The 21,472-nt window shown below is 46.3% G+C and carries 14 protein-coding genes; 6 read left to right on the plus strand and 8 right to left on the minus strand.

Features of this window, described 5'->3' with window-relative positions; translation table 11 throughout:
- Positions 1 to 4: 4 nt before the first annotated feature.
- Positions 5 to 652 (minus strand): molecular chaperone TorD, encoded by a 648-nt coding sequence (gene torD, locus FIV04_RS05285; protein ID WP_152468464.1) that lies wholly within the window; start codon positions 650 to 652, stop codon positions 5 to 7.
- A gap of 256 nt (positions 653 to 908) precedes the next feature.
- Here torD and torR point away from each other — a divergent pair, with 256 nt between their 5' ends.
- The gene (torR, locus tag FIV04_RS05290; protein ID WP_152468465.1) at positions 909 to 1,622 is read left to right on the plus strand and encodes a two-component system response regulator TorR; all 714 of its coding nucleotides are present in this window, start codon (positions 909 to 911) and stop codon (positions 1,620 to 1,622) included.
- A 130-nt stretch (positions 1,623 to 1,752) separates the two neighbouring features.
- Here torR and elyC read toward each other — a convergent pair whose 3' ends face one another.
- Positions 1,753 to 2,628: an envelope biogenesis factor ElyC gene (gene elyC, locus FIV04_RS05295; protein ID WP_152468466.1), complete on the minus strand. Its 876-nt coding sequence runs from the start codon at positions 2,626 to 2,628 to the stop codon at positions 1,753 to 1,755.
- A gap of 115 nt (positions 2,629 to 2,743) precedes the next feature.
- On the opposite strand from elyC, the gene cmoM reads away from it, so the two are divergent.
- From cmoM to fdhF, 5 genes are all read left to right on the plus strand, one after another.
- Positions 2,744 to 3,526 carry a tRNA uridine 5-oxyacetic acid(34) methyltransferase CmoM gene (gene cmoM, locus FIV04_RS05300; RefSeq protein WP_152469530.1) on the plus strand — a complete coding sequence of 261 codons (783 nt, stop codon included), beginning with the start codon at positions 2,744 to 2,746 and terminating at the stop codon, positions 3,524 to 3,526.
- 136 nt (positions 3,527 to 3,662) lie between these two features.
- Positions 3,663 to 5,000: a chromosome partition protein MukF gene (gene mukF / locus FIV04_RS05305; protein ID WP_150895148.1), complete on the plus strand. Its 1,338-nt coding sequence runs from the start codon at positions 3,663 to 3,665 to the stop codon at positions 4,998 to 5,000.
- On the plus strand, positions 4,981 to 5,745 hold the full coding sequence (gene mukE / locus FIV04_RS05310; protein WP_150871830.1) for a chromosome partition protein MukE: 765 nt from the start codon (positions 4,981 to 4,983) through the stop codon (positions 5,743 to 5,745). The genes mukF and mukE overlap by 20 nt, the downstream gene beginning before the upstream one ends.
- On the plus strand, positions 5,742 to 10,196 hold the full coding sequence (mukB, locus tag FIV04_RS05315) for a chromosome partition protein MukB (RefSeq protein ID WP_152468467.1): 4,455 nt from the start codon (positions 5,742 to 5,744) through the stop codon (positions 10,194 to 10,196). The genes mukE and mukB overlap by 4 nt, the downstream gene beginning before the upstream one ends.
- 238 nt (positions 10,197 to 10,434) lie before the next feature.
- Entirely contained in the window at positions 10,435 to 14,661 is a 4,227-nt protein-coding gene (gene fdhF / locus FIV04_RS05320) for a formate dehydrogenase subunit alpha (RefSeq protein ID WP_152468468.1), read from the plus strand.
- Positions 14,662 to 14,775: 114 nt separating this feature from the next.
- Here the strand turns inward: fdhF and FIV04_RS05325 are convergent, their stop codons facing one another.
- The 6 genes from FIV04_RS05325 to FIV04_RS05350 all read right to left on the minus strand — a co-directional run bounded on the left by FIV04_RS05325 (position 14,776) and on the right by FIV04_RS05350 (position 21,184).
- On the minus strand, positions 14,776 to 15,741 hold the full coding sequence (locus FIV04_RS05325) for an alpha-L-glutamate ligase-like protein (RefSeq protein WP_032549426.1): 966 nt from the start codon (positions 15,739 to 15,741) through the stop codon (positions 14,776 to 14,778).
- A 3-nt stretch (positions 15,742 to 15,744) separates the two neighbouring features.
- The gene (locus tag FIV04_RS05330) at positions 15,745 to 17,250 is read right to left on the minus strand and encodes an inactive transglutaminase family protein (protein ID WP_032549424.1); all 1,506 of its coding nucleotides are present in this window, start codon (positions 17,248 to 17,250) and stop codon (positions 15,745 to 15,747) included.
- A 17-nt stretch (positions 17,251 to 17,267) separates the two neighbouring features.
- A complete protein-coding gene (locus tag FIV04_RS05335) occupies positions 17,268 to 18,005 on the minus strand; it encodes an ATP-dependent zinc protease (protein WP_150871840.1) in 738 nt (245 codons plus the stop codon).
- 231 nt (positions 18,006 to 18,236) lie between these two features.
- A complete protein-coding gene (gene cmoB / locus FIV04_RS05340; protein ID WP_032549422.1) occupies positions 18,237 to 19,208 on the minus strand; it encodes a tRNA 5-methoxyuridine(34)/uridine 5-oxyacetic acid(34) synthase CmoB in 972 nt (323 codons plus the stop codon).
- Between the two features lie 216 nt (positions 19,209 to 19,424).
- Complete coding sequence (cmoA, locus tag FIV04_RS05345; RefSeq protein ID WP_152468469.1) at positions 19,425 to 20,153, minus strand: carboxy-S-adenosyl-L-methionine synthase CmoA; 729 nt, start codon at positions 20,151 to 20,153, stop codon at positions 19,425 to 19,427.
- Positions 20,154 to 20,299: 146 nt separating this feature from the next.
- The gene (locus tag FIV04_RS05350; RefSeq protein ID WP_152469531.1) at positions 20,300 to 21,184 is read right to left on the minus strand and encodes a DUF72 domain-containing protein; all 885 of its coding nucleotides are present in this window, start codon (positions 21,182 to 21,184) and stop codon (positions 20,300 to 20,302) included.
- Positions 21,185 to 21,472: the final 288 nt, after the last annotated feature.

The raw sequence follows: 21,472 nt of genomic DNA on the forward strand, positions 1-21,472 counted from the left end.
GAATTTATTCACCAGCCAAATATTGCGCATCAAGTTTACAGAAAGCGGCTAGCAATTCTGCAACACAAGCGTAAAAACCAAACTCATCAAATTCACGGCATTTCGTTGCAAATTGTGGAATCCAGCTGAGAAGTTGTTGTTCAACAAATTCATGCTGTGCAGTGAAAGCTGCTTCTAATTCTTGCTCACTCTCGAGGTCGTTTGAACGAATGATAATGTTGCCAAGGAAATCCAACTCGATGGCTAGGTGGTCAGCAGGCTCTTTTAGGTCTTGGTTTACGGCGATACCATAAGACGCCATGATGGCTTCCATGTCTTGAGCTGGCTTGGCGTTCAGCAGGCCGCTCTTGTCTAAGTAAATAGAAGCGTACGGTAGAGCACCGTATTTATCTGACTTAAGGAACAACTCGCAAAAATCTGACGAAAGCTCCAGTTGAGCGTCTTCACGATTCTGCAATCGGTTAAGCGCATCTACTAGGTTATTGATTGCTGGCTTAAGCGTCTCATTGTCGCCAAGACCAGTTAAAAACGAACGAATCTCAACCGAGTGGTAGTTATCCAGTTCTTCTTGAGTCAGCTCTTTTGCGAACAGGCTCGATAGCCACCAGTAGATTTCAGCTCGTTGTTCGTTGAACGCTTTCGTTTCTTTCATCTCAATAATCCTAATATCGTCTTTCGTAATATCTGCGGTACGAAGGCTTGCTAACGGTTGTATTTGCTAATTGCAAAGTCACTCGTTAGTAGTAATGCCTATATTGAATTGCGATGGAGGTTAAATAGCAAGGTTTAAGATTGTCTTGTATCAAAAAAAATTCAGGTTTCTGGCTTTTATCTTGCGTACTACTAGAATTGTTACTAGTTATGAATAGAATAGTCACTGAAACTATTAAATAAGAAAAGTGGTGTAGATGAGCTATCACGTATTAGTCGTTGAAGATGATGTGGTAACCCGTAGTAAGCTGGTTGGATATTTCCAGAATGAGGGTTACACAGTAAGCGAAGCAGAAAGCGGCGCTCAAATGAGAAACGTTCTAGAAGAGAATAACGTTGACCTCATTATGCTGGACATCAACTTACCAGGCGAAGATGGATTGATGCTAACTCGCGAATTACGCAGTCAATCAGACATTGGGATTATTTTAGTTACTGGACGCACGGATAGCATCGACAAAATTGTAGGCCTAGAGATGGGCGCAGATGATTATGTTACTAAACCATTCGAACTTCGCGAGTTACTGGTTCGAGTGAAAAACCTACTTTGGCGAATTTCTGCAGCTCGCAAGTCACCAGCAGGTGCGGCGGAGCAGGCGGATGACGAATCTATCGTTCGCTTTGGTGAGTGGATATTTGATATTCCACGCCGCGCACTGAGCAAAAACGGTGAGCCAGTGAAATTGACCAAAGCAGAATATGAGCTATTGGTTGCGCTGTCTTCATACCCGAACCAAGTATTAAGCCGTGAGCGAATCTTAAATATGATTAGCCACCGTGTTGATGCGCCAAACGACCGTACCATTGACGTATTGATTCGTCGTATGCGTGCGAAGATGGAGTTTGATCCGAAGAACCCTCAAATCTTTGTGACGGTTCATGGTGAAGGTTACATGTTTGCTGGCGATTAACGCTCAGAATTAAAATGCTCAACAAGCAAAATTGAAAAAGCCGAGATATTCAGTATCTCGGTTTTTTGTTTATGGAATCAGCTTGAAAAGAACATAGGCCATTAGTCATGGTTATCCATGTTGTACAGCATTAAAGTGCTGGCTGTGCGCCGCTCGTTGGTATTGCACCAGAGGTTGTAGAGTTTTCTTCTTCAAGCATCGATGGCTCGGAGATTACAACCGGTTCGTCCATTTCAGAGCTTTGGTTATCTAGCCAGTCGCGCAGTGATTGCCAAACTAAGCCCATCGTTTCGTGCCAGTAGCGCTCTGTTTGTTCCAAGTATGCTGCTTTTGGCATGTACTTGTTCCAAGGCTGTTCAATGCCTTCTTGAGCTAAGAAATTAGTTGGCGCAGGAATTGGTTTGATACCAGCGTCATGGAACTCGTTAAGAGCGCGCTGCATATGGCTTGCAGAAGTCACCAAAACCATTCGCTTGTTTTTTACAAACGCAGCAGCCTGACGCGCTTCTTCCCATGTATCTTTGGCTGTCTCAAGCAAGATAATGTCAGGTTTGGCAACGCCTAATGCTAGGGCAACTTTGGCCATCATACGTGCGTTACTGACTTCAGTGCCACCACCATAGCCAGATAGAATCAACTTAGCACCCGGGTAGATTCGTTGAATGCGAATACCTTCACTTAGTCTCATTAGGCCAGTTCGGCTAAGTTCAGACGTTGGCGGGATTTGGTCATCCACCACATGGCCGCTACCCAATACCATCACGTAATCGACAGGTTCAGTAGTTGGTAAGAATGCGGTGTATTGGCGTTCCATTGGCATAAGAAGTTGGCTAGAAACGGGTTGGAACGCGATAAGGAAAATGCCACATAATGCAGACAGCGTGATAAGGCACCCTGTTTTACGTTTTGTAGTGAACATAACAAGGGCTAAGCCCAGAAAAGCGAGAATTAACATTGCTGGCAGTGGCATCAACAGTGAAGACACTACTTTTTTCAGCTCAAACATATCCGAATAGTCCGAAAAAACATCACTTAGTACTAAAAAGAGACATCGCCTCTTTATTCCTGAAATTCCTGTGACAGAATAGCAGGCACGATAGGACATGATAACTCAAGTAGCTGTGACTGAAGACCGTAATTTCGACGATATTGCCCACAAATTTGCAAAAAATATTTACGGCTCTGACAAAGGAGAGATCCGTCAGATCATCGTATGGGAAGATTTAGAGCAAGCGTTAAGCACATTCAAAACCGATGAATCACCTTTGCAGATTTTGGATGCAGGAGGCGGTTTAGCTCAGATGTCGCAAAAGATAGCTGGCTTGGGGCATAAAGTGTCGCTGTGTGATCTTTCTTCTGAAATGCTGAAATTGGCACAGCAAGATATTGATAAAGCCGGCTTGCTTGAACAGTATCGATTCATTCACTCTCCGGTTCAAAACATTGCACAGCATATGGATGAGCCCGTGGACATGGTGATGTTTCATGCTGTGATGGAGTGGTTAGCCGATCCAAAAGAGGCTTTGGATATCCTGCTTAAGCAAGTTAAACCGGGTGGCGTGGCATCAATTATGTTTTACAACCATCACGGATTAGTCCTTAAAAATGTGATTTGTGGCAATATTCCTCATGTATTAAATGGGATGCCACATCGAAAACGGTTTAAGCTGCAACCCCAAAAAGGTTTGAAGCCTGAAGAAGTCTATCAATGGATAGAAGAGGCGGGCCTTGAGATTAAAGGAAAGTCGGGTATTCGCTCGTTTAGTGATTACATAGGTAACATGGAGTACATGGGCGACTATCAATTCGAAGACGTGCTTGAGCTTGAGAAGCAGCTATGTCGCCAAGAGCCTTACCTCTCTTTAGGTCGTTATATTCACGTTTGGGCGCAAAAACCAGAATAAAAAAGCGGAGAATGTGGTACAAGAGTTGCCATCGCATTCCTAGGCTACAGTCGACAACCTGATAGCCCGCGTTATAAAGAAAAGGCGTAACATCGACATCTGTTCGGTGTTACAAAGAACAGTAACAGGAACCACAATGAGTGAAATGACTCAAACTGCCGAAGAGCAGCCAATTGATGAGTTGGTGGGCTGGGTCAAGCAGCATGATTTTTCATTAAATTTGCCGCCTGAGCGATTGGCATTTCTAATTGCTATCGCAGTACTAAGCAACGAAAGGTTCGATGAAGAGTTAGGTGAGGGTGAACTGCACGACGCGTTTACCATTGTCACTCGTCTGTTCGAAGATACCGGCGAAGCCTCAGCGTTTCGCGCAAACAACGCAATCAATGAACTGGTAAAGCAGAAATTGATTAGCCGTTTTACCAGCGAGATTACCGATGGTGCGAGCATTTATCGTCTATCGCCGCTCGCAATTGGTATTTCAGATTACTACCTACGTCACCGCCAATTCTCGAAGCTAAAACTATCGATTCAACTATCGATGGTTGCTGACGAGATGGCGAAGGCAATTGAAGCCGCACAAAAAGGCGGAACGCCGGGCCACTGGCGTAAAAACGTTTATGGCGTCCTAAAATACTCAGTTGGTGAGATCTTTGACCAAATCGATCTTAACCAACGTGTAATGGATGAACAGCAACAGACTGTTAAACAGCAGATTGCGGACCTTCTTAACAAAGATTGGCGTGAAGCGATCAATAACTGTGAAGCTCTGTTATCTGAAACCTCTGCAACGTTAAAAGAGCTTCAAGATACCTTACAAGCGGCCGGTGATGAGCTACAAACACAGATTCTTGATATCCAAGAGATTGTTTATGGTGATGACGAGCTAGAGTTCGTTGGTGAAACCCTATTCGGTCTGCAGATGAAGCTAGACCGAATCACAAGTTGGGGCCAGCAAGCCATCGATCTATGGATTGGTTACGACCGCCACGTACATAAGTTTATTCGTACTGCCATCGATATGGATAAGAACCGAGCGTTCAGCCAACGACTGCGCCAATCGGTAACCGATTACTTTGATGCGCCATGGTTATTGACGTATGCCGATGCCGAGAAACTCACAGACTTGCGTGATGAGGCTCTAGTGCTTCGTGACGATGAGGTAATGGGTCAAGCGCCACTCGATGTAGAGTACGAAGAATTTGAACAAGTGAACGATTACCTCTCAGATAGAATTGCTGAGATGTTGAAGGTTCACAAACAGCAAGGGACGCCAATCGACCTTGGCCTAGTACTGCGAGACTACCTTGCAGAACACCCTCGCACACACCATTTTGATTTAGCCAGAATTGTTGTCGACCAAGCGGTGCGCTTAGGTTACTCAGAGTCTGACTATCAGGCGATTCAACCTGATTGGCAGGCAATCAACGATTTCGGTGCAAAGGTACAAGCAAATGTCATTAACAAGTACTGATGATTACATGCCAGAGAAACTGGTAAAAGCGATTGCGAACCCATTGTTCCCAGCGCTTGATAGCATGCTACGTTCAGGTAAGCATATTTCAACAGAAGACCTAGATAATCACGCACTGTTGTCAGATTTCGAACTGGAGCTTCAACAGTTTTACCAACGCTACAATACCGAGTTGGTAAAAGCGCCAGAGGGCTTTTTCTACCTACGTCCTCGTTCAACCTCTTTGATTGGTCGAAGCGTACTATCAGAGCTCGATATGCTGGTGGGTAAGGTGTTGTGTTTCCTTTACCTAAGCCCTGAGCGCTTGGCTCATGAAGGTATCTTCACCAACCAAGAGCTGTTCGAAGAGTTGATGGCTCTTGCTGATGAAAAGAAACTGATGAAGCTGGCAACCAACCGTGCTTCTGGTTCTGATTTAGACAAAGAGAAACTGTTCGAAAAAGTGAGAACGTCTCTACGTCGTCTACGCCGTATCGGCATGCTTATCTCAATCGGTGAAACGGGCAAATTCCGTATTAGTGAAGCGGTATTCCGCTTTGGTGCAGATGTACGCGTTGGTGACGATATGCGCGAAGCACAACTGCGCCTAATCCGTGACGGTGAAGCCGTGGTTCATACTCAAGAACCAAACCAAGGTAGCTTGCTTAACGAAGAGCAAGAAGAGACAGAACAAGATGCTCAACAAGATATTTTCGGTGACGAAATCATGAGCAACGAACAGACAAAAGAAGAAGGTGAAGCATGATTGAAAGAGGTAAGTATCAATCGCTAACCATGGTTAACTGGAACGGCTTCTTCGCACGTACTTTTGACATCGATGGTTTGGTGACAACCCTTTCTGGCGGCAACGGTGCGGGTAAATCGACTACGATGGCCGCGTTTATTACGGCATTGATCCCTGACCAAACCCTGCTTCATTTCCGAAACACAACGGAAGCGGGTAGCTCACAGTCATCTCGTGATAAAGGCTTATACGGTAAGCTACAACCGGGTGCGTGTTATGCCGCGCTTGATGTGGTTAACTCGCGAAATCAGCGCCTATTGTTTGCGGTTAAGCTTCAACAAGTAGCGGGTCGTGACAAAAAAGTAGACATCAAGCCGTTCCTAATTCAAGGCCTTCCAAGTCATGTGAAGCCAACGGATGTACTGATTGAAAACGTATCAGACAGCCATGCGCGCGTATGTCAGCTCAATGATGTAAAAGCAGCAGTTGCCCAGTACGAAGGTGCTCACTTTAAAGCGTTCTCTTCTATCGTTGATTACCACGCTCAAATGTTCGAGTTTGGTGTTGTGCCTAAGAAGCTGCGTAACAGTGGCGACCGTTCTAAGTTCTACCGTCTGATTGAAGCATCTCTGTACGGTGGTATCTCAAGTGCAATTACGCGTTCATTACGTGATTACCTATTGCCACAAAACGGTGGCGTAAAGAAAGCCTTCCAAGATATGGAATCGGCGCTACGCGAAAACCGAATGACACTAGAAGCGATCAAGACAACACAGTCGGATCGTGATTTGTTCAAACACTTGATCACAGAGTCAACTAATTACGTGGCAGCAGACTACATGCGCCATGCGAACGATCGTCGCAATAAGCTTGATCAGACGATGAAGCTACGTGGTGAGCTGTTCGGCTCTCGTGAAACCTTGCTTGAACAGAATAACTTGCTTAATCGAGTGCAAGAAGAGCTTGAGCTGCTAGTTGAACAAGAATCTTCGCTTGAACAAGATTACCAAGCGGCTTCAGACCATCTACAACTTGTACAAACAGCGCTGCGCCAACAAGAGAAGATAGAGCGTTACAGCGAAGATCTTGAAGAGCTTAGCGAGCGTCTAGAAGAGCAGATGATGGTCGTTGAAGAGGCGCAAGAGCGCGTTCTTCTTGCTGAAGAGCAGGCGACCATTACTGAAGAAGAAGTGGATAGCCTGAAAACCCAGCTTGCGGATTACCAACAAGCCCTAGACGTTCAGCAGACTCGTGCTTTGCAGTACCAACAAGCGGTACAAGCGTTGGAGAAAACCAAACAGTTATTGGATGATGAGTCTATTACTGCGGAAGGCGCATTGACGCTGGTTTCTGACCTTAAGACGCAAGAAGAACAGAGCACGCAACACCTTCTAGCAACGAAACATAAACTGGATATGTCGTCAGCGGCGTCTGCTCAGTTTGAAAAAGCCTTGTCACTGGTTAAGAGCATTGTAGGTACGGTAGAGCGTAGTGAAGCATCACAAGCGGCTAAACAAGCGCTTGATAAAGGTCGCAACGCAAAACACATTGTTGAAAACGAACAGCAATGGCGAGCTCAGCATCGCGATATGGTTCGTGATGTGGCGCAACAGCGTCAAGCAAAAGAGCTGGCTGAAGAGTACCAGAAGCAACACAACACTCAGCTGAATGATGAAGCGGTCTTTGAAGAAGAACGTGAACGTCATGCAATGCAGATCGAAACGCTTGAGTATGCTCAAGAAGAGTTGCGTGAAGCGAAGAGTGAAAAGCGTCGTATACAGCATAACCACGATCAAGAGATTCAAAAGCTTGAAGCGATTGCACCTGCGTGGATTACAGCAAATGACGCACTAGATAGTCTTCGTGAGCAAACGGACGCTGAACTTGAAGATAGCCAAGCTGTGATGACTCAAATGCAGCAAGTGCTTGAAGATGAAAAAGCACAGTCTGTCGCGAAAGATCAATTGGCAAAACGTCGCAGCGAACTCGAACTTGAGATTGAGCGTCTGGCTTCACCTGGTGGTTCAAACGATCCTCGTTTGAAAGGCCTAGCAGATACTCTAGGCGGCGTACTTCTGTCAGAGATCTACGATGATATAACGATCGACGACGCACCATACTTCAGCGCAATGTACGGTCCTGCTCGTCACGCGATCGTGGTATCGGATCTTGACGGTATTAAAGAGAAGCTGGTGGATCTTGAAGACTGTCCAGAAGATCTTTACATCCTTGAGGGTGACGTTGACGCATTCGACGACAGTTCATTCAATGCCGATGAACTCGAAGGTGCAGTGTGCGTTCAGTTAAATGATCGCCAAATGCGTTACTCACGCTTCCCAGATATCCCGTTGTTTGGTCGTGCGGCACGTGAACAGCGTCTAGAGAAGCTGCGCGAAGAGCGTGATGTAGTCGTTGAAAACCATGCGAAAGCTGCCTTTGACTCTCAGAAGCTAAATCGTCTGTACCAAGCGTTTAATACGTTTGTTGCGAAACACCTGCATGTAGCGTTCAATGCTGACCCTGAGCAGGCGTTGGCATCGGTACGTGATAAGCGTAACCAAATTGTTCGTGCCCTAGCTGAGTTGGATGCGAAAGAGCAGCAGCAACGTAGTCAGCTTGCACAGAGCAAACAAGCATTAGCCGCTTTAGACAAGCTAGCACCTATGGTTCGTATTTTAGAAGACGAAACCATAGCAGAGCGCTTGGCTGAGCTAGAAGCGCAACTGGAGCGTTTAGGCGAAGCGAAATCTTACCTGAGCAATCACGGTAAAGCGCTGCAAAACCTAGAGCAAATCGTCACAGCCCTAGATGCAGACCCAGAGCAGTTTGACGCACTGGAAGCGGAATACAAGCAAGCAGACCAAGCACTGCAAGCCTTGAAGGCGAAGGTGTTTGCACTGTCTGATCTGATTGAACGTCGTCACTATTTTGCTTACTCAGATTCAGTAGATTTGCTGAACAAGAGCAGCGAATTGAGCGAGCAGCTAAAAGCGAAACTGGTTCAAGCTGAACAAGCACGTGCTAAAGGTCGTGATGGCTTGAAGCAAGCTCGTGAGCAAATGAACCAATACAACCAAGTATTGGCGGCTCTGAAGAGTTCACACCAAGCGAAACTAGAAACGGTTCAAGAGTTCAAACAAGAACTTCAAGAGTACGGTGTGAATGCCGACGAAGGTGCTCAAGAGCGCGCTGTTCGTCGTCGTGATGAACTGCAAGAGCGTTTGCATACGTCACGTAGTCGTAAGAGCGAATACGAGCGCACCATCACTTCAACTGAGCTTGAGATGAAGTCTCTGGCTAAGCGTCTGAAGAAAGTACAGAAAGAGTACGTTGAGCTGCGCACTTTTGTGGTTGCAGCAAAAGCGGGCTGGTGTTCAGTGCTTCGTTTGGCTCGTGAAAACGATGTTGAGCGTCGCCTACACAAGCGTGAGTTGGCTTACCTGTCGGCTGGTGAACTGCGTTCTATGTCGGATAAATCTTTGGGTGCACTGCGTTTAGCTGTTGCCGATAATGATGATCTGCGTGATGCACTGCGTCTATCGGAAGACAATGCGCACCCAGAGCGTAAGGTTCTATTCTACATCGCTGTGTACCAACACCTACGTGAGCGTATCCGTCAAGACATTATCCATACTGATGATCCAGTAGAAGCGATCGAAGAGATGGAAGTGGAGCTTGCGCGACTGACGGAAGAGCTAACACAACGTGAAAACCGCCTAGCGATCAGCTCTGAGTCGGTAGCAAGCATCATTAAGAAGACGATTCAGCGTGAGCAGAACCGAATTCGAATGCTTAACCAAGGTCTATCGAACATCTACTTCGGTCAGGTTAAGGGCGTTCGCTTGAATGTGAAGATCCGTGAGAGTCACGAGATCTTGCTGACTGGTCTTGCTTCTCAACAGGAGCAGCACAAAGATCTGTTTGAAAGTTCTCGCTTCACTTTTTCTGAAGCAATGGCGAAACTGTTCCAACGCGTTAACCCACATATCGATATGGGCCAACGCTCACCACAAGTACTAGGTGAAGAGCTGCTTGATTACCGCAACTACCTAGAGCTAAGCGTTGAAGTAAACCGTGGTTCAGATGGTTGGCTACAAGCTGAGTCAGGCGCGCTATCTACAGGTGAGGCGATCGGTACTGGTCAATCTATCTTATTGATGGTTGTTCAAAGCTGGGAAGAAGAGTCACGTCGCCTGCGCAGCAAAGACATTGTTCCATGTCGCCTGCTGTTCTTGGATGAGGCAGCGCGTCTGGATGCGAAGTCTATCTCTACTCTGTTTGAGCTGTGTGACCGTCTTGGTATGCAACTTCTAATTGCAGCGCCGGAGAATATCAGTCCAGAAAAGGGCACAACCTACAAACTGGTTCGTAAGGTATTTAAAGATCACGAACACGTACACGTTGTAGGATTGCGCGGCTTTGCTCAAAACAGAACAGAGTCACCAGTTCAAGAACTGATAGAAGAAGCGTAAAAAGCGCGAGTGAATAGCAAACAATAGATAACTAAGCCCCTTTTCGAAGGGGCTTTTTTTGTGTCCGAAACAGCCCTCATTAAATCCATTCATATTTTATGGTTAATATCAATGGAACGAGTTTGCGGTCACACGCACAAAACCACAAATAATGTATGGTAATAGTAACCACTATGAAATATTAATAATATTGTATTACTTAATTGTTCGTTTAGATGCTGTGTAAGGAAGGTTCACTATGATTCAGATTGTGATTGACGGTAAATACCGCATTGTCGAGCAGGGGCAAACTGTGCTCGAGGCTGCGAATACATGCGGTGTTGATATTCCATCGCTGTGTGGGTTGAACCGCTCTGGAGAAAAGATACCTTGTGACCTATGCGTTGTTGAGGTTGAAAGTGGAGGAATGCAACGAGCCTGTGAACTGGACGTCTACCAAGGTTTAACCGTTAACACGCAATCTGAGCAAATCAGTCAACATCGCCATCGCGCGCTAAATCGAATCATGTCTGATCATTATGCCGATTGTGAAGCACCTTGTCAGACGGCTTGTCCCGCTGGCGTTGACATCCAATCCTACCTGCATCACATCGCACAAAACGACTCGTTGAAGGCGATAGAGGTCATCAAACAAACCTTACCTATGCCATTGTCGATTGGCCGCGTATGCCCAGCTTTCTGTGAAACTGAATGTCGCCGCAACTTAGTTGACGACTCAATTGCGATACGTCAGTTAAAGCGCCACGCTGCGGATATCGATTTAGAAGCGCAAGAAAGCTACACGCCACCTAAGAAACCGGACAATGGAAAGCGGGTCGCGATTGTGGGAGGTGGGCCGGGTGGGTTGACGGCTGGCTACTATTTGGCGAATGAAGGCTATCAAGTTGTTGTCTATGAGTCGATGCCTAAAGCTGGTGGCTGGTTGCGTTATGGTATTCCTGAGTATCGTTTACCAAAGTCAATTCTAGACAAAGAAATTGAGTTGATGTGCCGTAACGGAATGGTGATTGAATGTGATAAGAAGCTTGGTGAAGACTTTTCGCTGTCGAGTCTATCGCAAGACTTTGATGCGGTTTGTTTAGCCGTTGGGGCTTCCAGTGCAGTAGAGATGAATTATACGGGTAGCGATTTAGAGGGTTGTTACCTCGGTGTCGACTATCTGAAGGATTACGTCACTGATCACCAATATACAACAGGCAAAAAAGTGGCGGTCATCGGTGGCGGTAACACCGCGATAGACTGTGCTAGAACGGCGGTCAGAGCAGGGGCTGAGACAACACTGATTTATCGTCGGACTCGAGATGAGATGCCAGCCGAAGATTACGAAATCGAAGAAGCTGAACACGAGGGCGTTAAATTCCACTTTCTGACCAACCCTGCGGAAAACCTCGCAGACGAAAATGGTCGCGTCAAAGCGATTCGTTTAGAGCGAATGGAACTCGGGGCACCAGATGCTTCAGGACGACGAAGCCCGAAAGCAACCGGAGAGTTTTTCACAGAAGCATTCGACACTGTGATTGCAGCGGTATCCCAAAAGCCAGACTTGAGCTTCATGATCGATGAGTCTTTAGAAATTCCCCTCACTCGTTGGAATACTGCTGATGCCAACCCAGATACCATGCACACAGGGGTAGGCAATATCTTCAGTATCGGCGATTTCAGACGTGGGCCAGCAACAGCGGTTGAGGCTGTTGGAGATGGTCGTATTGTTGCTCAGGCGATAGACCGTTTCTTTAGCGGCACTATGACACAGTTACCAGTGAAGCCTTTCAATTCACGTAAAGAGAAGCAATTAAAAGCAGTTGAACGGCAACAATATCAAGCGATTCAAAGTGTCGCCCGAAAGATTATGCCTGAGCTAAGCGCAGAGCAGCGTGAACAAAGCTTCGATGAAGTTGAACTCGGTTTTACCAATGCTGATGCGATTGAAGAAGCGCAACGTTGCCTAGAGTGTGGTTGCCAAGCGAACACTCAGTGTGACCTGCGAGACTACGCGACAGAATACCAAGCCGTGCAAACATTCAATGATTATAAGGTCGATGTTACGGATGATGCGGTCTGGCAAGCAGTAAAAGCTAAGCAAGGGAATAGTAGCCAGCAACCAAGACATAAGTTTGAAGTTGACGCGAGTTCAGAGTTCATCGTCTTTGATGCCAATCGATGTATCAGCTGTGGTCAGTGCATTCAAGCGTGTAGAGAGCAGAATGTTCATGGTGTCTTAAGCTTCATGTGTGCACAAAATGGGAAGCCAAGCTCTAGGCCCGAACTTAGACCGAATTTTGGTCCGAATCAGACGCTAATGGGCGACTCTAATTGCGTTCAATGTGGTGCTTGTGTCCAAGCGTGCCCGACGGGAGCAATGGTGGATGCGAGATACAAACAGCAAGGTTCTGTTGAACAACTACAAAAAGTCGACACCATTTGCACCTATTGTGGTGTGGGTTGCAAGCTCACTATGCATGTTGACGAATCGGCGAATAAGATTCGTTATGTGGAAGGCGCTAACTCGCCAGTCAATGAAGGCATGTTGTGTGTTAAAGGTCGTTTCGGGTTTGATTTCGTCGGTAGTGACGAGCGACTTACAACACCTTTGATACGTAAAGATGGTTGGCTACAACCTGCTAGCTGGGAGGAAGCCATTCGTTTGGTCGCCGATAAGTTTTCCGCTATTAAGAAAGGGGTTGGCAGTCAGGCGCTAGCGGGCTTTTCTTCGGCAAAAACGACTAATGAGGACAACTACGCTTTTCAAAAATTCATCCGTCGAGAGCTGGGGACAAACAACGTCGATCATTGTGCGCGCCTTTGCCACGCCTCCACAGTCACCGGGCTTGAGGCGTCACTGGGCAGTGGTGCAATGACCAATGATATTCCGAGTACTAAACACTCCGATGTTATTTTTATTATCGGCTCGGATACCACATCGGCACACCCGATCATTGGCTCTCACATTAAGCAGGCTGTGCGACATGGCGGTGCACGATTGATTGTTGCTGATCCTAAGCGCATCGATATCGCCGACCACGCCGAACTTTATCTAGCTCACAGACCTGGGACTGATGTGATGCTGCTTAACGGTGTGATGCAGCAGATAATTAAACACGGCTGGTATGATCAAGATTATATCGACGAACGCGTCGATGGTTTTGATACCTTGCTACAAGAGGTTATGTCACCGAGTTATTCCCTCGACAAGGTGGAACTGGTCACGGGTGTAAAAGCGGAAGACATCTTTGCGATGGCGCGATTGATAGGCACAGCAGAGCGCACAGCCGTCTATTACTCCATGGGCATTACTCAGCACACGACTGGACACGACAACGTACGCTCTATCGCTAATCTGCAACTGTTGTGCGGAAACATCGGCATTGAAGGAGGCGGCATTAATCCGCTGCGCGGTCAGTCAAACGTGCAGGGGGCTTGTGACATGGGGGCTTTGCCAAACAACCTACCGGGTTATCAAAAGGTCTACAATCCACTGGTTCGTAAGAAATTTGAGATGGAGTGGGATGTTTCTGAACTGCCTGCTGAGAGCGGTTTAACACTCACTGAAATCATTGATGGCGCGTGTAATCGAGAAGTCCGTGGACTGTACGTGATGGGGGAAAACCCAGTATTGAGTGATCCAAACCAAGCCCATGTGATTGAGGGGCTTGAGGCGCTCGATTTTCTGGTGGTGCAAGATATCTTCCTGACTGAAACAGCTCAATACGCGGATGTTGTCCTGCCATCATGCTCATTTGCTGAAAAGTCTGGGCATTTCACCAACACGGAGCGTCGTGTGCAGCGTATCAACCCTGCGGTGAAACCGCCGGGTGAGGCGAAAGAGGATTGGGCAATCATTCAAATGCTGGCTAATGCCATGGGCAGCGATTGGAATTATCAGTCAGTAGCAGATATTACTAATGAGATCGCTCGTGTAACACCACAATATGGCGGGTTGCGTTGGGAGAACATTACGATAAACGGCATTCAGTGGCCAAGTAACAAAAACAACCCTGATGGCACTCGTATTATGCACCAAACTCAGTTTACGCGTGGGAGAGGGCAGATGGAGGCGATTCCATTTAGATACGCTGCAGAGTTGCCAGACGAAGAGTATCCTCTAGTACTGACTACAGGACGTATCCTTGAGCAATTCCATACTGGGACTATGACTCGTAAAACGAAAGGGTTGGATAATTTGGCGGGACCTCGAGCTATGATCAGTGTGCATGATGCTGAGGCGCTCAATATCAACAATGGTCAGATGCTGAAAGTATCAACACGTCGCGGCGAAATTGAGATCGCTGCATTTGTAACCAAGCGTATGCAGAAGGGCGTGGTATTCATCCCGTTCCACTTTGTGGAGTCACCGGTGAATCGTCTCACGACAACAGCAACAGACCCACATGCGAAGATCCCTGAGTTTAAAGTCGCAGCTGTTAAGGTAGAGCCCGTATTCAAAGAGCAGAGTATTCACGTGTGATGTTTGAAAGTACCTAAAAGTACAGAACACAAAAAAAGCCGCATAGTCTGACTATGCGGCTTTCGTTTTATTTGATAACACTAATGTCGTTATTACTTTTGACCGCGGCTGCTCTTATTCGACGTGTACACCAAACTGCTTAGCAGCGTATGCGACACGCTCAGCCGGTTTCGGATACTCAGCTGGTGTACCAAGGTTTTCGATATGATGAAGACGTGGCAGTAACCCAGCCCCGTTAGCAATCTGAATCGCCAGTCCTGGACGAGCGTTCAATTCAAGCACCATTGGGCCTTCCTCCTCATCAAGTACCATGTCAGTACCCATGTAACCAAGGCCTGTCATTTCCCAAGCACTCGAGGCCAAAGTCAGCAACTTTTCCCAGTGAGGTACCTGCAGTAGGGCAAGTTCTTTGCCTGTATCTGGGTGATGGGTGACGGGTTGGTCAAATTGCACGGCTCGTACAGCTTTACCAGTGGCAATATCAATGCCCACGCCTACCGCACCTTGGTGAAGGTTTGCTTTACCATCGGAAGCCGATGTTGATAGACGCATCATTGCCATTACAGGGTAGCCTTTGAATACAATGATACGTACGTCAGGCACCCCTTCGTAACTAAAACCATCAAAACAGCTATCGAACTTAATTAAATTCTCAACTACTGCTACATCATTTTTACCACCCAACGAGAATAGACCCGCAAGTGCGTTACTGATGTGGCGTTCAACGTCCTCTTTACCGATCGTCGAACCAGATGGCTTGGTATAAACGCCGTCTTTGTGAGAGGTGATAACCAAGATGCCTTTACCACCACTCCCTTGTGCAGGTTTGATTACAAACCCCGGCCAGTCTTGAACCATCTTGTGGATAGTCTTCACTTCCGCTTGATGACCAATCACACCAATCAGTTTAGGTACGGTAGCACCCGCTTGTTCAGCGATGATTTTGGTTTTTAGCTTGTCATCCACCAAAGGATACTTGGAGCGATCATTATAGCGACCAATGTAACTATGGTTACGCTTGTTCATCCCCATGATGCCTTTGTCTTTCAACTTAAACGGCGATGTAAACTGTTCAAACATAACTTAATCCTCCGCTAGCGGTTTAAAGCGACGTAGCTCAGTTAAGCGGTAACCTGTGTAAGTACCTAGTAGTAAGATGCCGCCTAGGACAATAAGTTGTAGACCAATAAAGTTAAACGTTAAGTGCTGAATGAACGGGTTGGTCATTGCCAAGTAAACAAGAACAGCAGTCAGTAGCGAGCCACCACCTTGTAGCACAACCTCTTTTGCACCTTCTTCTTCCCAAAGGATAGACATACGCTCGATAGTCCAAGATAGGATGATCATTGGGAAGAACGTAATCGATAGGCCTTCAGTTAAGCCAACCTTGAACGCGACAACCGTAAAGATAGAAATAATCATGATTACGGTGATAATTACCGCGGATATCCGCGCGACCAGCAGAAGGTTAAGCTTGGATAGATAGCTACGAATTACTAGACCCGTACCAACGATAAGTAGGAAACCGACAATACCTGTCACCAGCTGTGTCTGTACGAACGCTACAGCAATCAGAACAGGCATGAAGGTACCTGATGTCTTCAAGCCGACGATAACACGTAAGAACACAACAATAAGCGCACCAATTGGAATCAGCATGATGGTCTTAAACATCGCTTGTTCTTCAAGTGGTAAGCTGTGGATTGAAAGGTTCAGTAGCTGGTCAGCTGAGATCTTACTGTTGGTCGCTTCAGTTGGAGTCACCTCTTGGGCAATCATTGAGAAGTGAACTTTACTGTTTTGACCGCCGACAACGTCTAGTAGTGAAACGTTCGATTCATCCCAGATCAATAGGTTTGGCTGAACTTGTTGTTGGCTAGATTCAGGAGAGAAAAGCACCCATTGGTTTTTGTCCCAAATCTGAATCATATGTTGGATAGATTGGCGACGACGGCCATCTTCTAACTCGATAACACCAACAACCTTTGAGTGGATTCCAGCAAAAGAAAGTAACTTGTGTGCTGCTTCCACTTTATCCATGTTGTTAAGGATAAGCGCTGAGTTTTGGCTGTCTGGATCGTTAAGTGTTTTAACAAGCTCACGAGTGAAGGTGAGGTTGTCTGCAGAGCGCTGAGTTGCGCGGTCGATAAGGGCTTTCGCTGCTGCTTCTTCAGGGCCGTCAAAGCTTGGCGTTGCCACTTCACCTTCTGGTGGTACGGCATTAACTTGCGCTTGAGGGTCAACTAAGAATTGAGTTTTGTAGTAAATTGTCTGTGCGCCGCTAGCGTGACGGATAGACCACTCAGCTCGACGACCAGTGTCGGTCGTCACGTAAGAGATACCATAGCCCGGTGAGGAAGCGGATTCGCCGATGAGTGTGTAGTTTGATTGCGTGTGTGGAGCCGCTAGCGATACTTTCGCTTCTTGGTCCATGGCGTTGAACTCGATTCGAGCTTCAACGTCCCACACTTGTCGGGTTTCCCCTGGCGTCCATGGCACGCCGTAGGTCGTGTGTCTGAACACACTCAATGCAATGCCGGCTACGATGAGTAGCACGATCGAAATATAAAATGGGATTCTTGACGTCATAGCTTACCCTACTATTGTTATTTATCTTCCGTTTGTACGTACTTTTTACTTACATCCACTAGAGCGATGTCTTTGATAAATTCACGCCCTAGTAATACAGGGTGACTCATTTGAGAGCGATCCGCCAATGTAAATTGCGCTTTTTCATGGATTTTTCCAACTTTCACCCATAATTCGATCACAGCTCGACGTTCTGTCTCGTCGCTGGTCGATTGGCGAATCTTCACATAGCGTACAACGGGTGCTTCAATCCACTTTTGATCTTCTGCAGGTTGCGATTTATCAGCTAGGTGAAACTTCACCCAGTTCTTGCCATTACGCTCAAATTCTTTGATATCTACTGCATTCAACGACGAAGTCGTGGCGCCAGTATCTACGCGAGCATCAAACTTTTGCTTGATTGACTCAATCGTAACTTTTTCAATGGCACCGAGAATGGTTGGTTGCTCGTTTGAAACAACTGGGACTCGAGTGACAATCACTTCTTCCTCTTCGATCTCTTCGACCTGTTGTTTTTCTAGAGTAGTTAGGTGAACTTCAACTTCATTGGATAAAGCAATGATTTCTTCTTCTAGACTCTCGATGTAGTCACTTTGATTGCTAAGTTGAAGCTCTAAGTTTTGAACTTTATTTGCGATGTTTGTCTCTGATTTAGCGATAGCATCCAGAGTTTCTTGATGATAAGCCGCACCGTTAGTGAGAGTACAGCCAGAGAGCAAACCAACCGCCAGAATAGGCGATAATCGCTTAAACATATAAAAACCTTTGAAATTAGAAAATAGTTCAGACTATTGAATAGTTTAGCCCACAAAAAAGGATGCGTGAAGCATCCTAATGTTAGCGTCCGGTCATATTGACAGGCTATGTTTGCCTACAGCCAATTATCATTCGACGAAATAGCTCATTCATTGAGCACTCTGTGGATTTTATCCAATTTCGAGTCTTCTTTCGTCAAATGCTTGTCAGCGTCTTTGGTTTTTCAACGCTTAAGGCTTAGTTGCCACCAAAACGGCACGGCGTGGTGCTGGATGCCCTTCAACTGTTTTACTTGGGTCATTTGGATCCAAGTAATCAGGTAGTGAGTTGTGCGTCATCCATTCGGTAGTGCGTTGCTCACCGACCGTTGTTACGTTTTCATCGACAATACGTACGTCTTTAAAACCCACTTGCTCTAGCCAGCGCTTTAGAGCACGGGCTGATGGGAAGAAGTACACGTTACGCATTTGTGCATAGCGGTCTACTGGCACAAGTACCGCGTTTTCATCACCTTCGATAACCAAAGTTTCTAGCACTAGCTCACCACCAGAAACCAACTGATCTTTAAGTTGGATTAGATGATCAAGAGGAGAACGGCGGTGGTATAGCACACCCATACTAAATACCGTATCGAACGCTTCCAGTTTTGGTAATTGCTCAATGCCGAGTGGCAACAGGTGTGCACGCTGGTCGCCACCCATTAGTTTACGAATTGCTTCGAACTGAATTAAGAACAGGTGAGAAGGGTCGATACCGACAGTCAGTCGCGCACCTTCGCCCAGCATACGCCACATGTGGTAGCCGTTACCGCAACCAACATCAAGTACGCTGCGGTTTTTCAATGGTGTGATGTGTGGAAGAACACGGTCCCATTTCCAGTCGCTGCGCCACTCAGTATCAATATGAATACCGTGAACCGTGTACGGACCTTTACGCCATGGGTGGAACGTTTTCAGCAGGTTTTCTAGCTTCTTCAACTCACCGTCGTGAAATGGTGTGTCGTTAGTCAGCGTTACAGAGTTCTTTAGGTCAACTTGATCCGGTGCACCTTGTGGGATCTTGTTTAAAGCACGCAGCCAGCGGTCGAAGTCTCCGTGCTCCGCATTTTGCCAATCCGTTAACTGTTGAGGAAGAATATTCAGCCAAGGTTGCAGGCGCGTATCTTGAGCAATGAGTTGATAAAAATTGGCAAAATTAAACATAGTTTTTCACTGAGTTAATTAGGGTCGATAACCCTAAAGTAAAAATTAAATTCGTCATTCCCCACAGTGAGGGACGAACATGATAGGGAATCTCGGTTCTATCGTATCGGATTTGAGATCCCCAACTCGCTCGTTCCTCGCTCTTGAGGATGACGCTCTGGTACGAGTTATTTGTGACGTGCTTATGATTTCAATATTGTAGCGTTAAATTGTTAACTACTTAACCGCAAACATTGAGCCGAAGTTAAAGCATTGGAACCAAACTTCGTGGCTAGAGAAGCCAATCTTATCGAATCGCTCTTTATGCATTTGAATCGAGTCTGGGCGCATCACGTTTTCGATGGCGCTACGTTTTTGGCTCACTTCCAACTCGCTATAACCGTTTGCACGCTTAAAGTCGTGGTGTAGATCAATCAGTAACTCGTTAGCATTTTCATCTTCAAAGACATACTTTTCAGACAAGATAAGCACACCACCAGGACGAAGACCGGTGTAGATCTTCTCTAGTAGAGCGAAGCGATCTTCTGGCGAAAGAAACTGCAGCGTGAAGTTGAGTACGACCACTGAAGCATCAGTAATTTCAATTTCTCGAATGTCCGCTTCAATCACTTCTACAGGGGTGTCGCTGCGGTAAGCGTTAACGTGAAGCTTACAACGCTCTACCATGGCTTCGGAGTTATCGACTGCGTAGATTGTACAGCCTTCTTGCTGAATGTGACGGCGCATAGATAGTGTCGCAGCACCCAAAGAACAACCTAGATCGTAGATATTCGAATGTGGTTTCACAAAGCGCTCAGCCATCATGCCGATCGCAGAAATGATGTTGCTGTAGCCTGGAACGGAGCGTTGAATCATATCTGGGAATACTTCTGCAACCCTTGCATCAAAGGTGAAATCACCAATTTTATCAATAGGAGCGGAAAAGATAGTGTCTTTGTTGCTCATAGCGTTCTCTCTCGACAGTCAGCAAATCAGCAGGCTTTCGCATGCTGAATAAAAGGGGGCGTATTTTACGTAAAAAATGTCACTGTGTCACGAAAACTCAGGTTTCACTGCCAATACAAACTGCCAATGGTTTGGTTGTAGATGAGTTAGAACATGCTGATTTGCGTATCGCCCTTGTTAGCCGGGAATTCGGAGAGCTGAGGTAACTTGATATTGTGATGCTGCTGACATTGCTCGATAAGCTGTTTGTATATCGTTGCCGCCAGTTCTGGAGCATGGTCATTATCCGGAGTGTGGATCATCAGATATGGCTGTTTCCCTTCTGCTATCCATGTTGGAAGCTTAGTGAGCCAAGGTTTGAAAAACTCCAGATTCGGCTGTTCGTCGTGCTGGCCAATAAAGCGAATCATCGGGTTGTCAGATGTGGCAATTGCATGCACGGGCACACGAGGTTTTTTCTTATGTGCGTCAATAATCGCCTCAGTCGTTGGCGCTGCAGCAAATACTGGGCGACTGTCCATAATGATGCGATTGATGTTCTCTTCAACTAACCATTGATTAAAGCGCTTTTCGTCGTCGCTTTTGTCAAAAAAGCCAAGGTGACGTACTTCTACGCCAAGTTTCATCTCTTTCGGGAAGAGTTTGCAAAACTGTTGCAGCACAGGCAGTGATTCTGGCTCGAACTGGTGAGGTAACTGAATCGTCCATTGACCAATACGTTCATGTAGTGGTGACATGATTTGTAGGAACTCTTTCAACTCTGCTTGGCAGTGTCTGAGTTGCTGCTGGTGGGTGATGAATTTCGGCAATTTGAAGGTGAAACGAAAGTCATCGTGGCTTGCGTTACGCCAGTTATTGACGGTAGTCATCGATGGCGTCGCATAGAAGGTAGTATTACCTTCAACGGTATGAAAAACATGACAATATTTCTCTAGTCTTTCTGCAGGTTTGGTACCTTTTCCATAGAATTGGCTCTGCCACTCTGAGTGCGACCACATAGTCAGTCCGAGTCTTAAAGGTAATCTTGTCATGGTATCTAAAAGTGTTTTGGTTGCTTTAATCAAAAACACTCTACGAGACTTTTGCTGACTTGGGTACTTTCAATATATAATTAGCGCAATTTTTTCAGTGTTGATGAATATTTGTGCGAGATTTGTGCCGCTTTGGCTGTTTCGTGAGCTATAAAGCGTCAAAGCTGAATAAAACACAACAAATAGGCGTGGGAAAGGTCGATTTTAGACAAGTTTCCGCGTATAAATGGATCTTTGAATTGTAATTAGATTCGGTCTAGTTACAGCATAGAAATTAGTAATTATTAA

Origin of the sequence: Vibrio sp. THAF190c (assembly GCF_009363355.1) — a bacterium.
Lineage (GTDB): Bacteria > Pseudomonadota > Gammaproteobacteria > Enterobacterales > Vibrionaceae > Vibrio > Vibrio fortis_A.

What these genes read in the sequence shown, in the direction of transcription:
- mukE (WP_150871830.1), top strand. Translation starts at nt 4,981, where the DNA reads ATGTCATTAACAAGTACTGATGATTACATGCCAGAGAAACTGGTAAAA.
- mukB (WP_152468467.1), top strand. Translation starts at nt 5,742, where the DNA reads ATGATTGAAAGAGGTAAGTATCAATCGCTAACCATGGTTAACTGGAAC.
- FIV04_RS05335 (WP_150871840.1), bottom strand. Translation starts at nt 18,005, where the DNA reads ATGTTTAAGCGATTATCGCCTATTCTGGCGGTTGGTTTGCTCTCTGGC.
- fdhF (WP_152468468.1), top strand. Translation starts at nt 10,435, where the DNA reads ATGATTCAGATTGTGATTGACGGTAAATACCGCATTGTCGAGCAGGGG.
- FIV04_RS05325 (WP_032549426.1), bottom strand. Translation starts at nt 15,741, where the DNA reads ATGTTTGAACAGTTTACATCGCCGTTTAAGTTGAAAGACAAAGGCATC.
- cmoA (WP_152468469.1), bottom strand. Translation starts at nt 20,153, where the DNA reads ATGAGCAACAAAGACACTATCTTTTCCGCTCCTATTGATAAAATTGGT.
- mukF (WP_150895148.1), top strand. Translation starts at nt 3,663, where the DNA reads ATGAGTGAAATGACTCAAACTGCCGAAGAGCAGCCAATTGATGAGTTG.
- FIV04_RS05350 (WP_152469531.1), bottom strand. Translation starts at nt 21,184, where the DNA reads ATGACAAGATTACCTTTAAGACTCGGACTGACTATGTGGTCGCACTCA.
- cmoB (WP_032549422.1), bottom strand. Translation starts at nt 19,208, where the DNA reads ATGTTTAATTTTGCCAATTTTTATCAACTCATTGCTCAAGATACGCGC.
- FIV04_RS05330 (WP_032549424.1), bottom strand. Translation starts at nt 17,250, where the DNA reads ATGACGTCAAGAATCCCATTTTATATTTCGATCGTGCTACTCATCGTA.
- elyC (WP_152468466.1), bottom strand. Translation starts at nt 2,628, where the DNA reads ATGTTTGAGCTGAAAAAAGTAGTGTCTTCACTGTTGATGCCACTGCCA.
- torR (WP_152468465.1), top strand. Translation starts at nt 909, where the DNA reads ATGAGCTATCACGTATTAGTCGTTGAAGATGATGTGGTAACCCGTAGT.
- torD (WP_152468464.1), bottom strand. Translation starts at nt 652, where the DNA reads ATGAAAGAAACGAAAGCGTTCAACGAACAACGAGCTGAAATCTACTGG.